Raw genomic sequence first — 12,618 nt, forward strand, 5'->3', positions numbered from 1 at the left:
CACTTGGCGCAGCATCTAAATCTGTCAATTGATCGCGATTCACGCGAAACCCTGGCGGCGCAGCTCCGCAGCGCCGTACGGCGACAGATCGAACAGGGCACGCTGCGCCCCGGAGCCCGACTACCGTCGAGCCGCCAGCTCGCCGCGGATCTCGGAGTGTCCCGCAGTGTGGCGGTCGAGGCCTACGAACAGCTCTGTGCCGAGGGCTACCTGATCTCGCGGCGCGGCTCCGGCACCCTGGTGGCGGCGGCGGCCCGGGCCGAGATCGGCTCCGCGCTCACCCCCGACGAACGGACGGCCTCGGCCGAGGTCGTGGATCTACGTACCGGCGGCTCGGACGTCTCCACCTTTCCGCGTCAGGACTGGGTCCGCTGCCTCAGCTCGGTGGTCAGCTCCGCCGGCCGGCGGGAGCTGGGCTACGGACCGCCATCCGGACTGCCGGCGGCCCGACACACCCTGGTCGGCTACCTCGGCCGGGTACGCGCCGTCCGCACCCGGCCGGAACACCTCATGATCACCTCCGGGTTCGCCCAGGGGCTCGCGATCCTCTGTCGCGTGCTGCGCGACGCCGGCCACGACCGGTTGGGCGTGGAGGACCCGGGGCATCCCGGCGAGTGGGAGTTCATCGCCGAGGCCGGCCTTCGCCCGGTCGGGATACCGGTCGACGGTGACGGCATCCGCGTCGACGACCTGGCCGCCAGCGGCGTCCGAGCCGTGCTCACCACGCCGGCCAGCCAGTTCCCGACCGGAGCCGTGCTCAGCGCCGGCCGGCGAAAGCAGCTGGTCGCCTGGGCCGCCGCGGTGGACGGCTACATCATCGAGGACGACTTCAACGCCGGATTCGTCGCGCCGGCCCAGCGGATGCCGGCCCTGCAGAGCCTCGCCCCCGACCGCGTGGTCTACGCCGGCAGCGCCAGCAAGGTGCTCGCCCCCGCCCTCCGGCTCGGTTGGGTGGCCACCCCACCCGCGCTGACCGGGCCCGCCGAACGGATCCGCGCCGGCTGGGACATCGGCTGCTCCGGGCTCGAACAGCTCACCTTCGCGCGAATGATCGACATCGGCGCCTTCGATCGGCATCTGCGCCGGTTGCGCGCCGAGATCCAGGAACGGCGGCAGGCCGTACACCACTTCGTCAACCGGCGCCTGCCCGGCGTCACCATGCCGGGCGGGCAGAGCGGACCACAGACCCACCTGTACCTCCCGCGAGACTGCACCGAGCAGGCACTGGTCCAGGCCGCCCGACGCCACTCCGTGCTGGTACGCGGCGGCCGCTACTACGCCGTGCACCAGGACGACCGGCCGCCCGCGCTGGTGATCGGCCACGCCGGACTGCCCGGTGCGACCCTGAACCGAGGGCTGGCCGCGATCGCAGCCGCGTACCGCGACGTGACTGCCCGTCCCCCTAACGGAGGCGGAGATCGGCTATAAGAGACGGATGGAGTTGCCGCCGTACCTGGCCACCATGCCGATGCACGCGATCACCGAGATGCACGGCGAGGCCGGGCTACGAGAACGGTTCCGCCTGGAGACCGAGGCGCTCGACGCCGACAGTCGACGACGCCTCGACGACGCCCTGGAGCTGGCCGCCCGGCTGCACCGCGACGACCGGCGGTCCCGGGAGCCGTACCTCAACCATCTGCTCCGGGTGGCGATCCGGATGCTGCACCACTACCAGGTACGCGACACCGACGTGATCGTCGCCGGCCTGCTGCACGACGCCGTCGAGGACCACCCCGCCGAACTGGCCGCCGACCCATCCGTCGCCGACCCGACGGCGGCGGCGCTCACCGTGCTCGCCGACCGGTTCGGTCCCCGGGTGGCCCGCCTGGTCGCCGCCGTCACCAACCCGCCGTGGGATCCGGGCCGGGACCGCCACGAGCAGTACCACGAGCACATCGCGACCAGCCTCGACCGGGAACCGTGGGCACGGGTCATCAAGATCTCCGATTTCACCGACAACGGCGTCGGCGTGATCCACTCAGTCGGCCCGAAGGTCGAGTCGTCGGCCCGCAAGTACCGCCCCCTGGTGCCCGTCTACCGCGACCTCGTCACCCGCCCCGACACCCCGCTCTCCGCGCCGGTGAAGCAGCACATCCTGGATCAGCTCGACCTGGCCGAGGAGCGCTTCAGCGCCATCCTCGACCAGCCCGCCCACCCGGCCTGACCCGCCCACCGGCCGGCAGCTCAGCCGGCCGGCATGAGTACCGGCGTCCGGGTGCCGGCGTGCGGGTACCGGCGCGGCGTTGAGTCAGGCACCCCGTTTGCCGTGCGAGCCACGTCCCGCGTTGAGCCGGCTCACCAGCAGCGCAGCCTGGGCCACCGACCCGCCGCCGACCCCGAGACCGCCACGGGCCGCGCCGTAGAACGCATCCCGCGCCTCGTTGGCCCGGTGCAGCAGCCCGGGCAGCCCGTCGCCGGTCGACCCGGCCCGGGCGAGGCGCTCGATCTCCCAGACCGCGTCCCGCCATGCACGGGCCGCGGTCACCGTGGGGCCGTCGCCGAGCAGCAGGACACTCTCCCAGGCGAGCGTGTGCCGAAAATCGGCCTCCGCCAACGCGGTAAGTTCCTCATCCCGATCGAGATGGCCGCCGATCAACCGGCTGGCGATGGTTTGCACCTCCTTGAGCGCCCGCGCGAACTCGGCGTACGCGTCGAGCCGCCGCTCGTCCCAGCGCACCGTCTGGCTCCGCCGCCACCGCGACCGGTCGGTCAGCGACGTGGCGAGGATCGTGCCGACGGCACCGACCAGCACCCCCAGCAGTGCGGGCAACTGCCCGACGAGATTCCCCATGCCGCAAGCCTTCCAGCCGTTAACAACAGGTGCAGAACCACACGACCCCGGATCAGGCAGCTTGGAAGACTGTGTCCAGGTGCCACTCGAGGAACTCGGCGTTGGGCCGGTCGGCCCGCCGCTCCGGGAGCGCGATGGACGTCCCGGCCTTCGCGTAGAACTGGTCACCGTTGCCGAACTCGCTTCGCAACCGAGGGCTGACCATCAACCGGTGCTTCGGGTCGACGCCCAGGTATCCCCGATCAAAGAGAATGTGGACGTCCGACTTGAGCAATAGGCCGTTGTCGATCCGATGCTCCCCGCCCTGGGGGAGCGGCCGAATGTGAGCCGCCTGCAGCACGGGCTGGACCTTGTTGCCGGTGATGGCGCAACGCCGTCCGTAGGCACCCAGCACCACGGCCTTGAACGACTGTTGGCCGAGGCGCTGTGGAACGAGCCGCGGGTCACCGTACACCGGCCCGGGCCGATGCCACGGCTCGCTGAGGTCCAGCTCGATGGCCACGCCCAACAGGCGGTGCAGCAGGAGATCGAAGTACCCAGCCACGGAAGGATCGGCAATCTCATACGTCTTGCCCTGCACCACGTTGGATGCGAAATCCGGGGGTGGGCCGATGGTCGAATCTCCGGGGAAGAAGACGCTGTCACGGACGAAGATGCAGCCGATGACCGGGTCCTCGTCGAGTCCGATCCGCTGCTTGCGGTAGCGCCCGACGCTGCGGCGCATCTCGTCCAGGCTGGCGACACCATTGGCCTCGCCGAACAACTCCCACGCCTCCGAGATCCTCAACTGGGTGAAGCCGCTGAAGAAGCCTCCTCCGACGATCCGGTTGAGCGGATGGTGCGCCTTGAAGAAGAAGGGCTCGCCAGGCGTGAGAGCACGGAAGCTACCGCCGGAGGGCCGCCAGAAGTTGACCTCAGTCAGGCCGGGACGCGCGGCCAGGAACCGGTACCACTTCTCATCAGTCACGCCGACAAACGACTTCACTCCGTCAGCGTGAAACAAACTCGATCTACCCCGCCACGCCCGAACGGTCGGTTCTCGGCGGCCAGGTCTGCTACGGGAGCCATGGGGCTGAGATCTGTGGCAGTCGAGGTGGCCTCCGGCCGGCGTGTCGAGCGCGGAGACTGCCACAGATCGGCAGGCGAGCCACCCGGTCGGCGGCGCGGCGTCGAGAGTGGATGTGGTCTGAGTACCATGGGCCGATCTTGTGTAGCGCTCCCAACGTGAGCGAATCTCTCCGATTGGAGCCCGGCATGGCCAGCCCGGATGCGGAACTCACCGCGAAGCTCGAGCCCGAGGTGCCGCACGCCGCACGGATCTGGAACTACTGGATGGGCGGGAAGGACAACTTCCAGTCCGACCGGGCGGCCGGTGACGCCGTGGCCGAGGTCTATCCCGAGATCGTGGTGATGGCCCAGCAGTCCCGCAAGTTTCTCATCCAGGCCGTGCGTCACCTGGCCGCCGAGGCGGGCATCCGGCAGTTCCTGGACATCGGCACCGGCCTGCCCACCATGCAGAACACCCACGAGGTCGCCCAGGCGATCACGCCCGACGCGCGGATCGTCTACGTGGACAACGACCCGATGGTGCTGGTGCACGCCCGGGCCCTGCTGTCCAGCACGACCTCCGAGGGGGTCACCACCTACGTGCCCGCCGACTACCACGATCCGGAGACGATCCTGGCCGAGGCGGCGCAGACGCTGGACTTCGACCAGCCGATCGCCGTGATGTTCATGGGCGTGATGGGGTACGAGCCCGACCTGAACGTGGTGCGCTCCATCGTGACCACGGTCATGGGCGCCACCGCGTCCGGCAGCCACCTGGTGCTCTGGGACGGTACCGACACCAGCCCGGAGGTGGTCTTCGGCGCCAATCGGCTGGCCGAGAGCGGCGGCGTCCCGTACATCCTGCGCAGCCCGGAGCAGCTCGCCAGCTGCTTCGAGGGGCTGACTCTGGTGGAGCCCGGCCTGGTGCCGATCCCGCTGTGGCGTCCGGCGGATCCCGACGCGGTAGCGATCGACGCGTACGGCGCGGTGGGCCGCAAGCCCTGACCGGCCGACGACCGTCAACGCGATGAACCCGCTGACCCAGCTCTCCCTCGCCGAGCTGCGGCAACGCACCAGCGTCAAGTGGCGGATGTACGCCGCCGACGTGCTGCCCCTCTGGGTGGCCGAGATGGACGTGCCGCTGGCTGCGCCGGTCGCCGAGGCGCTGCACGCCGCCGTCGACCGAGGGGACACCGGCTACCAGCACGGGACGGCGTACGCCGAGGCGCTCGGTGACTTCGCCGCCCGCCGGTGGGCCTGGCCCGACCTGCGGGTCGAGCACACCACGGTCGTCCCCGACGTGATGCTCGGCATCGTCGAGGTGATCCGGCTGCTGACCGGGCCCGGTGACGCGGTCGTGGTCTGCGCACCGGTCTACCCGCCCTTCTACGCCTTCGTCGGCCACGACGGGCGGCGGGTGATCGAGGCGCCGCTCGGGCCGGACCTGCGGATGGATCTCGCCGCCCTGGACGAGGCGTTCCGTCTGGCGGGCGAGGCCGGCCGGCGGGCGGTGTTCCTGTTGTGCAACCCGCACAACCCGACCGGCGTCGTCCACCGCCGCGACGAGCTCGAAGCGGTGGCCGAGCTGGCCCGGCGGTACGGGGTCCGGGTGGTCTCCGACGAGATCCACGCCCCCCTCGTGCTGCCCGGAGCGCGGTTCACCCCGTACCTCACGGTCGCCGGTGCCGGGGACGGGTTCGCCGTGCTCTCCGCGTCGAAGGCGTGGAACCTGGCCGGGCTCAAGTCGGCGCTCGTGGTCGCCGGCCCGCAGGCGGTGGCCGACCTGCGCCGGATGCCGGAGGAGGTCGGCCACGGGCCGAGTCATCTGGGCGTCATCGCGCACACCGCCGCGTTCCGCGACGGCGGGCAGTGGCTCGACCAACTGCTCGACGGCCTGCACGCCAACCGGGAACTGCTGGCGACGCTGCTGGCGGAGCATCTGCCGACCATCGGGTACCGCCCGCCGGAGGGCACCTACCTCGCCTGGCTGGACTGCACCACCCTCGGCCTGGACAGCGGCCAGACCAACGACCCGACCAACGGCGAGCCCGGCGTGGTGACCGACCTCGCCGGGCCGGCGAGGATGTTCCTCGACCGGGCCCGGGTGGCCCTCAGCTCCGGGCACGTCTTCGGCACCGGTGGCGCTGGTTTCGTACGGCTCAACTTCGCCACCTCCCCCGCGATCCTGACCGAGGCCGTTACCCGGATGGGTCGCACCGTCGGCGAGTGCCGGCGCTCAGTCGCGTAGCAGCGGCAGCACCCGCCGGCCGAGCAGGTCGATCCCGCCCTGCGGGGTCAACCCGTGCGGTGTGCCGAACTCCACCCGGCTGGCCCCGGCGTCGAAGACCGCCGCGGCCTGCGCGGCGACCTGTTCGGGTGTGCCGGAGAAGGCGAACAGGTCGAGCAGGTCGTCGCCGATCAGCGCGCCGGCCAGGTCGTCCTCCCGCCGGGTGACGTGCTGCTGGATCCGGGCCAGCAGCTCCGGGTCCAGCTCGACGGTCGGGTCGAGGGCGGCGACCACCGCGAGGTACATGGCCACCTCGGTACGGGCCACCCGCCGGGCCAGCGCACCGTCGGAGTCGACGACGGTGACCGCGCCCAGCACCACCCCGGTGCCCGGCCCGGCCGCCGCGTCGTCCAGCCAGGCCCGCATCGTCTTGGCCATCGCCGGGTTCGCCGACCCGCCGACCTTGACCTCGCTGGCGTACCCGGCGGCGGACCGGGCGGTCTGCTGACCCCACGTGCCGACCAGCACCGGCACGTCGGCGCGGGCCGGGGCGTAGCGCAGGGCGGTGCCGGGCGCCACGGTGAACTCCCGGCCCTGGAAGCCGCCGTCGTCACCGGCGAGCAGCCGGCGGACGATCTGGACGGTCTCGGCGATCCGGCGCAACGGTCGGGCCTGCGGCACCCCGACCTGCTGCAACCAGGTGCCCCGGGCCAGACCGAGGTACGCGCGGCCGTGCGAGGCCAGGTCGAGGGCGGCGACCTGGCCGGCCACCTCCACCGGGTGCAGGGTGAAGGGGTTGAGGCAGGCCGCGCCGAGCCGGATCCGGCGGGTGTGCCGGGCCGCCACCAGCAGCGGGAAGATCGGCGGCTGGTACATCAGGTCACCGAAGACCGACAGCACGTCGAAGCCGTGCCGTTCGGCCAGCTCGGCCAGCTCGGCGTACTCGTCGGCGGACTTGTCCGACTGCAGGCCGACCCCCACCAGCCGGCTCACGTCAGCTCCTCGGTGGGGATCTGCCGCCGGCCGGTGCGTTCGATCCGCATGATGACCCGCTCGTCCGGGTCCGGGCAGGCGACGTGGCTGTCGCGGGCCATCCAGTCCCCCTCTGCGAGGGCCCGCTGCTTGGCCGGCAGCAGCGGCAGGCACGCGGCGAGCGCGTACAGGCAGAAGTGCTGGCCGTCGGGGATGCTGAGCCGGCACGACTCGGTCAGGTCGACGTGGTCCCCGGGCTTCATGCCGCACACCGAGCGTCCCTCGATGCGTTCCACCACGACCCGCAGGTCGTAGACGTCGGTGGTGGGCTGTTCGTCGCTCATCGGACGGCCTCCGCGTGGTGGTGCACGATCCGCCAGCCGGCATCGTCGCGGCGCAGCACGTCGGTGACCCGGAAGCAGGTGTCCGGCCGGTCCTCGCCGTGGCGGGCCCGCAGCACGTACCGGACCAGGCCGGTGTCGCCCCACGCGTCGGCGTGGAACTGTTCCGGCGCCACGGTGACCGGTGCCGGTCCGGCCGCCTCGGCGGCCCGGCGGTCGCGCAGCGCGTGCAGGTCGGCCAGGCCGTGCAGCAGGCGATCGGCGTCGGACTCCCAGATGGTCAGGTCGGGGTGCAGGTGGGTGTCGAAGGCGGACCGATCCCCCAGTGATCGGTACATGTCGCTGATCGTGGTGGTGAGTTCGTCGACGGTCATCGGGTCACTTCCGGTCGAGGGCGGCGGCGGGTCGGAACGTCTCGGTGAGGCGGTCACGCAGCGGCTCCAGGCCCATCGGCCCGAGCGCCAGCGCGGTGTGGTGGAAGCGTTTGCGGTCGAAGGCGGCACCGGCGCGCCGTTCGGCGTCCCGGCGGGTCTGCTGCCACAGCCGGGCGCCGACCTTGAAGGCGAGGGCCTGTGCCGGCCAGCCGAGGTAGCGGTCGACCTCGAAGCGGGCGGTCGCGGCGTCCAGCCCGACGACCCGGGTCAGGAAGTCCACGGCCAGCTCGGGGCTCCACCGTCGCGCGGCGGTGAACCCGTTGCCGGCCGGGATCGGCAGGTCGAGGTGCAGGCCCAGGTCGATGACGACGCGGGCGGCCCGCCACAGCTGTCCGTCGAGCATGCCGAGCCGCTCCGCCGGGCCGGTGTAGAGGCCGAGTTCGTCGGCGAGCCGTTCGGCGTAGTGCGCCCAGCCTTCGGCGTAGCCGTGCACGTGGCAGCGGGTGCGCTGCCACGGGTGCAGCTCGGCGGTGGTGAGGGAGATGGCGTGCTGGAGGTGGTGGCCGGGCAGGCCCTCGTGGCACAGCGTCCCGACGTGGCGCCACACCGGCACGGTCGCCTCGCCCGGCGGCACCGACCACCAGATCCCACCGGGGCGGGTCAGCCCCGAGTCGGGCGGGGTGTAGTACATGACGCCGGCGGCGGCCGGACTGATCCGGCATTCGACGTGCCGGGTGGCGGGCGGGATGTCGAAGTGGACGCCGTCGAGCAGGTCCGTGAGCTGTGCGGTCCGTTCCCGCAGCCACGCCTCCAGCGCGGTGCCGACCGGCACCCGGTACGCGGGGTCGGCGTCCAGTGCGGCCCGCGCGGTGGGCGCGTCGGGGTGGCCGCATTCGGCCGCCGCGGCGCGCAGCTCGGTGACGGTGCGCGCCAGCTCCGCCCAGCCGTACGCGTACAGCTCGTCGAGGTCGACGGTGGCGCCGAGGAAGGCGCGGGCGGTGACCTGGTAGAGGTCGCGGCCGACCCCGTCGACATCGGGCGCGGCCGGCGCCAGTTCGGTACGCAGGAAGGCAACGAACTCCGCCGTGCCGGCGGTGGCCAGCCGCGCCCCGTCGGCCAGCCGGTCACCGAGCGGGCCGCCCGGGTAGCCGGCGACGAGACCGCCGTAGAAGTCGGCGGTGATCCAGGTGGTGCACTGCTCGGCGACGGCCAGCACCTGCCGGCGGGCGACCAGCTGCCCGCGCTGCGCGGAGCGGCGCAGCGTGGCCGCGTACTGGTGCAGGGTGGTGGGCAGCCGGTGCAGGTGGGCGGCGACGACCGCCCAGTCGTCGGCGCTGGCCCGGGGCAGGTTGTCGAAGACCTGTCGGGCCAGGTGCACCGGGGTGGCCAGCGGGGCGAGCAGCCGGGTGGTGAAGCCGGCGTCGTGCAGCGCGACGTCGCTGGCCAGCCGGTCGGCCAGCGCACCGGCGAGGGCGCGTTCGGCCGGGCTCTGCGCGCTGGCCGTGGCGACGGCGGTCGCGGTCGCGCGGGCCAGCTCCGCGCGGGCGTCGAACGCCTCCGGCGACAGGTCGGCCAGCTGCGACTCGGGGGTACGCCCGGCGGCCTCGGCGGCCTCCGGGTCGAGTGCGGCCAGGGCGTGCAGGTAGTCGTCGGCGACCGCGGTGATGCCGGTCATCGGGGCGTCCGCACGCGGTGGTGGTCGTCGCGGTGGACCACGCCGCCCTTCATCACCACGTGCAGGGTGCGTAGCGCGGAGACCGAGCGGGTCGGGTCGTCGCGCAGCACCAGCAGGTCGGCGTGCTTACCGGCCTCGACGCTGCCGAGCGTGTCGGCCTGCCCGAGCCACTGCGCGGGGCGGATGGTGGCGGCCTTCAACGCGTCCGCTACCGGCATCCCGGCGTCCACCATGAACTCCAGCTCGCGGACGGTCGCGGTGGTCTCGTCGTAGCCGGCGTGCGGCGGCATGTCGCTGCCCAGCGCGATCGGTACGCCGTTGCGGATGGCGTGCTGGAGGCTCTCCCAGTGCCGGGGGCCGGCGGCGAGGGCGCGGTCCATCAGCCAGCCGGGCACCCCGGAGTCGCGGAAGAACTGTTCGCAGCGGCTGACCACGATGGTCGGTACGTACCAGACGCCCCGCTCGGCCATCAGACGGGTGACCTCGTCGGTCAGTTCGTAGCCGTGCTCGACGCAGTCGAGTCCGAGTTCGACGGCCCGGCGTACGGTGTCGGCCGGACCGGCGTGCGCGGTGACCTTGCGTCCCCAGTCGTGGGCGACGCTGATGACGGCGGCCATCTCGTCGTCCAGCAGCTGTGGGGTGTCGATCGCCTCGTACTGGCCGGCGATGCCGCCGGAGACGCACACCTTGATCAGGTCGGCGCCGGCCCGGATCTGCGCCCGGGTGAGCCGGCGGAACCCGTCGGCGCCGTCGGCCTCCAGGGCGTCGGCCTCCCAGCCGTGGCCGCCGGTGCAGCACAGCGCGTGCCCGGCGGTGAAGATCCGGGGGCCGTCCACCGCGCCGGCCTCGATGCCCCGGCGCAGCGCGAAGTCGGCGTAGCGTCCCTCGCCGACGAGCCGGGCGGTGGTGACCCCGGCGTGCAGGGTGCGCCGCGCCGAGTCGGCCATCAGCAGCACCAGCTCGGCCAGGTTGGACCGGTGCACCGTGTCGGCGAGGTGGCCGGGCAGCCCGAGCGACAGGTGTACGTGCATGTTGGTCAGGCCGGGCATCACGACGTCGCCGCCGAGGTCGACCACGGTGGCGTCGCCGGCCTCGGCGAGCACGTCGTCGACGGGGCCGACGGCGCGGATCATCCCGTCGGCGCCGACCCACACGCCCCGGTCGGGTTGCAGCCGGTCGTCGACGCCGTCGTAGAGGGCGAGGTTGACCAGGACCTGTTCGCTGGCGGAGTGCATCACGGCTTCCTCAGTGGGCGGCGGGCGCGGTGGCCGGGGTCATGGTGGGTTCGGTGAGCCAGCAGGCGGCGCTGCGGCCACCCAGCTCGACGGTGGGCGGCTCGTCGCCGCAGGGGGCGAAGGCGTGCGGGCAGCGCGGCCGGAACCGGCAGCCGGTGGGAGCGTTGGCCGGGTCGGGCACCTCGCCGGCGAGGGTGGCGGGCAGCCGTGGGGCGGGCCCGATCTGCGGCACCGCGTCGATCAGCGCCCGGGTGTACGGGTGCCGGGGGTCGCGCCACAGCTCGCGGGTGGGCGCGGTCTCGACGATCCGACCGAGGTACATCACGGCGGTGACGTCGGCGATCTCGTGCACCAGCGCCAGGTCGTGGGAGATGAACAGCATGCCCATGTCGAGGTCGCGGACCAGCCCGACGAGCAGGTTGACCACCTGGGCCTGCGACGAGGCGTCCAGCGCGGTGACCGGCTCGTCGGCGATGATCATCCGGGGTTGCGGGGCGAGCGCCCGGGCGATGGCGAGGCGCTGCCGTTGCCCGCCGGAGAACTGGTGCGGGTACCGGTCGGCGGCCGACGCCGGCATGCCGACCCGGTCGAGCAGTTCGTGCACCCGGTTGCGGCGGGCCACGCCGGTCACCGCCGCCGGTACGCCGTCGAGCAGTTGCGCGCCGATGGTGCGCCGGGGGTTCAGTGAGGCGTACGGGTTCTGGAAGACCATCTGCAGGCCGATCTCGGTGTCCGGCCGGCGACGCCAGCCCAGCGGGGTGACCGGCACCCCGGCGAGGCGGACCGTGCCGGCGCTCGGCGCGGCCAGCCCGACCGCGACCCGGGCCAGCGACGACTTGCCGCAGCCGGACTCACCGACCAGACCGACGATCTGCCCGGCCGCCACGTCGAGGCTGACCCCGACGACCGCCCGCAGCCGGCCACGTCCCCGGGACCGGTACTCGACCTCCACGTCGCTGATCTCCAGCAGGCTGTTCATCGGGTCGCCACCTCCAACTGTGGACGGACCACGCAGGCCACCGACCGGTCGACGCCCACCGGCGACAGGGGTGGCGGTGCGCTTGCGCAGGACGGCTCGGCGTACCCGCAGCGGGGTTGGAACGGGCAGCCCGGCGGTGCCTGCCCCGGTGCCGGCGGGCCGCCGGGGATGGGCCGCAGCGTGCCCACCGCCTGGGTGCCGTGCGGGCGGGCGCCGAGCAGCGCCGCCGTGTACGGGTGGGTGGGTGCGGTGAGCAGCGCGCCGGTCGGGCCGGTCTCCACCACCCGCCCGGCGTAGAAGACGTAGCCTCGGGTGGTCAGCGCGCTGAGCACCCCCAGGTCGTGGGTGATGAACGCGACGGCCAGCCCGGTCTCGGCGCGCAGCCGGTCGAACAGGGCGAGGATGCCGGCCTGGACGGTGACGTCGAGGGCGGTGGTCGGCTCGTCGGCGATCAGCAGTCGGGGGCGGGCGGCCAGGGCGATGGCGATGGCCGCCCGCTGCCGCATGCCACCGGAGAACTGGTGCGGGTAGGCCCGCAGGGCGCGTTCCGGGTCGGGGATGCGCACCTGGTCGAGCAGCTCCACCGCCCGCCGGGTCGCGGCCCGGCGGTCCAGCCGCAGGTGTACCCGCATGTGCTCGGTGAGCTGGCGGCCGATGGTGAGCATCGGGTGCAGGGCGGCGCTCGGATCCTGGAACACCATGGCGATGCCCGCGCCACGGACCCGCTGCCAGCCCCGGTTGTCCAGACCCAGCAGGTCGGTGCCGGCGAACCGGGCCGAGCCGGTGACCTGCGCGCCCTCCGGGAGCAGCCCGAGCAGGGTCTGCGCGGTGAGGCTCTTGCCGCAACCGCTCTCCCCCGCGATGCCGACGAGCTCCCCCTCCTCGACGGTGAGCGACACGTCGTGCAGGATCGGCAGCGGCCCGCGCGGGCCGGGCAGGGTGACGGCGAGGGAGTCGACGTCGAGCAGCGGCGCCAT

At 72.9% G+C, this 12,618-nt stretch carries 13 protein-coding genes; 4 read left to right on the forward strand and 9 right to left on the reverse strand.

Annotated features, from left to right (window positions below; translation table 11 throughout):
- The first annotated feature begins 3 nt into the window (after window positions 1-3).
- Both pdxR and BMY89_RS07415 read left to right on the forward strand, forming a co-directional pair.
- Window positions 4-1,428 carry a MocR-like pyridoxine biosynthesis transcription factor PdxR gene (pdxR, locus tag BMY89_RS07410; RefSeq protein WP_092376930.1) on the forward strand — a complete coding sequence of 475 codons (1,425 nt, stop codon included), beginning with the start codon at window positions 4-6 and terminating at the stop codon, window positions 1,426-1,428.
- 7 nt (window positions 1,429-1,435) lie between these two features.
- The gene (locus BMY89_RS07415) at window positions 1,436-2,164 is read left to right on the forward strand and encodes an HD domain-containing protein (protein ID WP_092376933.1); all 729 of its coding nucleotides are present in this window, start codon (window positions 1,436-1,438) and stop codon (window positions 2,162-2,164) included.
- Between the two features lie 84 nt (window positions 2,165-2,248).
- Here BMY89_RS07415 and BMY89_RS07420 read toward each other — a convergent pair whose 3' ends face one another.
- Both BMY89_RS07420 and BMY89_RS07425 read right to left on the reverse strand, forming a co-directional pair.
- Window positions 2,249-2,791: a hypothetical protein gene (locus BMY89_RS07420; protein ID WP_092376936.1), complete on the reverse strand. Its 543-nt coding sequence runs from the start codon at window positions 2,789-2,791 to the stop codon at window positions 2,249-2,251.
- A gap of 52 nt (window positions 2,792-2,843) precedes the next feature.
- Window positions 2,844-3,776: an HNH endonuclease gene (locus tag BMY89_RS07425; RefSeq protein WP_092376939.1), complete on the reverse strand. Its 933-nt coding sequence runs from the start codon at window positions 3,774-3,776 to the stop codon at window positions 2,844-2,846.
- A gap of 269 nt (window positions 3,777-4,045) precedes the next feature.
- Between BMY89_RS07425 and BMY89_RS07430 the strand changes: the two genes are divergently transcribed.
- Both BMY89_RS07430 and BMY89_RS07435 read left to right on the forward strand, forming a co-directional pair.
- The gene (locus tag BMY89_RS07430) at window positions 4,046-4,843 is read left to right on the forward strand and encodes an SAM-dependent methyltransferase (protein WP_092376942.1); all 798 of its coding nucleotides are present in this window, start codon (window positions 4,046-4,048) and stop codon (window positions 4,841-4,843) included.
- 22 nt (window positions 4,844-4,865) lie between these two features.
- The gene (locus tag BMY89_RS07435; protein ID WP_092376945.1) at window positions 4,866-6,086 is read left to right on the forward strand and encodes a MalY/PatB family protein; all 1,221 of its coding nucleotides are present in this window, start codon (window positions 4,866-4,868) and stop codon (window positions 6,084-6,086) included.
- Here BMY89_RS07435 and BMY89_RS07440 read toward each other — a convergent pair.
- Genes BMY89_RS07440 through BMY89_RS07470 form a run of 7 tightly spaced genes read right to left on the reverse strand, consistent with a single transcriptional unit; the run spans window position 6,075 to window position 12,618 of the window.
- Window positions 6,075-7,058 carry an LLM class flavin-dependent oxidoreductase gene (locus BMY89_RS07440; protein WP_092376948.1) on the reverse strand — a complete coding sequence of 328 codons (984 nt, stop codon included), beginning with the start codon at window positions 7,056-7,058 and terminating at the stop codon, window positions 6,075-6,077. The two genes, BMY89_RS07435 and BMY89_RS07440, sit on opposite strands and share 12 nt — an antisense overlap.
- Window positions 7,055-7,381 carry a TIGR04076 family protein gene (locus tag BMY89_RS07445; RefSeq protein ID WP_092376951.1) on the reverse strand — a complete coding sequence of 109 codons (327 nt, stop codon included), beginning with the start codon at window positions 7,379-7,381 and terminating at the stop codon, window positions 7,055-7,057. Before BMY89_RS07445 ends, BMY89_RS07440 begins: the two co-directional genes overlap by 4 nt.
- A complete protein-coding gene (locus BMY89_RS07450) occupies window positions 7,378-7,752 on the reverse strand; it encodes a nuclear transport factor 2 family protein (RefSeq protein WP_092376954.1) in 375 nt (124 codons plus the stop codon). Before BMY89_RS07450 ends, BMY89_RS07445 begins: the two co-directional genes overlap by 4 nt.
- Before the next feature lie 4 nt (window positions 7,753-7,756).
- Window positions 7,757-9,427 carry a DUF885 domain-containing protein gene (locus tag BMY89_RS07455; RefSeq protein WP_092376957.1) on the reverse strand — a complete coding sequence of 557 codons (1,671 nt, stop codon included), beginning with the start codon at window positions 9,425-9,427 and terminating at the stop codon, window positions 7,757-7,759.
- A complete protein-coding gene (locus BMY89_RS07460; protein WP_092376960.1) occupies window positions 9,424-10,662 on the reverse strand; it encodes an amidohydrolase family protein in 1,239 nt (412 codons plus the stop codon). Before BMY89_RS07460 ends, BMY89_RS07455 begins: the two co-directional genes overlap by 4 nt.
- Before the next feature lie 10 nt (window positions 10,663-10,672).
- The gene (locus BMY89_RS07465) at window positions 10,673-11,641 is read right to left on the reverse strand and encodes an ABC transporter ATP-binding protein (protein ID WP_092376963.1); all 969 of its coding nucleotides are present in this window, start codon (window positions 11,639-11,641) and stop codon (window positions 10,673-10,675) included.
- Window positions 11,638-12,618, reverse strand: coding sequence for an ABC transporter ATP-binding protein (locus BMY89_RS07470; RefSeq protein WP_092376965.1), 981 nt, complete (start codon window positions 12,616-12,618; stop codon window positions 11,638-11,640). Before BMY89_RS07470 ends, BMY89_RS07465 begins: the two co-directional genes overlap by 4 nt.

It is taken from the genome of Micromonospora phaseoli (assembly GCF_900109115.1).
Lineage (GTDB): Bacteria > Actinomycetota > Actinomycetes > Mycobacteriales > Micromonosporaceae > Micromonospora > Micromonospora phaseoli.

Bases quoted from the DNA above. Each gene is read 5' to 3' on its own strand.
- BMY89_RS07415 (WP_092376933.1), top strand. From the start codon at position 1,436: ATGGAGTTGCCGCCGTACCTGGCCACCATGCCGATGCACGCGATCACC.
- BMY89_RS07420 (WP_092376936.1), bottom strand. From the start codon at position 2,791: ATGGGGAATCTCGTCGGGCAGTTGCCCGCACTGCTGGGGGTGCTGGTC.
- BMY89_RS07430 (WP_092376942.1), top strand. From the start codon at position 4,046: ATGGCCAGCCCGGATGCGGAACTCACCGCGAAGCTCGAGCCCGAGGTG.
- BMY89_RS07435 (WP_092376945.1), top strand. From the start codon at position 4,866: ATGAACCCGCTGACCCAGCTCTCCCTCGCCGAGCTGCGGCAACGCACC.
- BMY89_RS07445 (WP_092376951.1), bottom strand. From the start codon at position 7,381: ATGAGCGACGAACAGCCCACCACCGACGTCTACGACCTGCGGGTCGTG.
- BMY89_RS07450 (WP_092376954.1), bottom strand. From the start codon at position 7,752: ATGACCGTCGACGAACTCACCACCACGATCAGCGACATGTACCGATCA.
- BMY89_RS07455 (WP_092376957.1), bottom strand. From the start codon at position 9,427: ATGACCGGCATCACCGCGGTCGCCGACGACTACCTGCACGCCCTGGCC.
- BMY89_RS07460 (WP_092376960.1), bottom strand. From the start codon at position 10,662: ATGCACTCCGCCAGCGAACAGGTCCTGGTCAACCTCGCCCTCTACGAC.
- BMY89_RS07465 (WP_092376963.1), bottom strand. From the start codon at position 11,641: ATGAACAGCCTGCTGGAGATCAGCGACGTGGAGGTCGAGTACCGGTCC.
- BMY89_RS07470 (WP_092376965.1), bottom strand. From the start codon at position 12,618: ATGGCGCCGCTGCTCGACGTCGACTCCCTCGCCGTCACCCTGCCCGGC.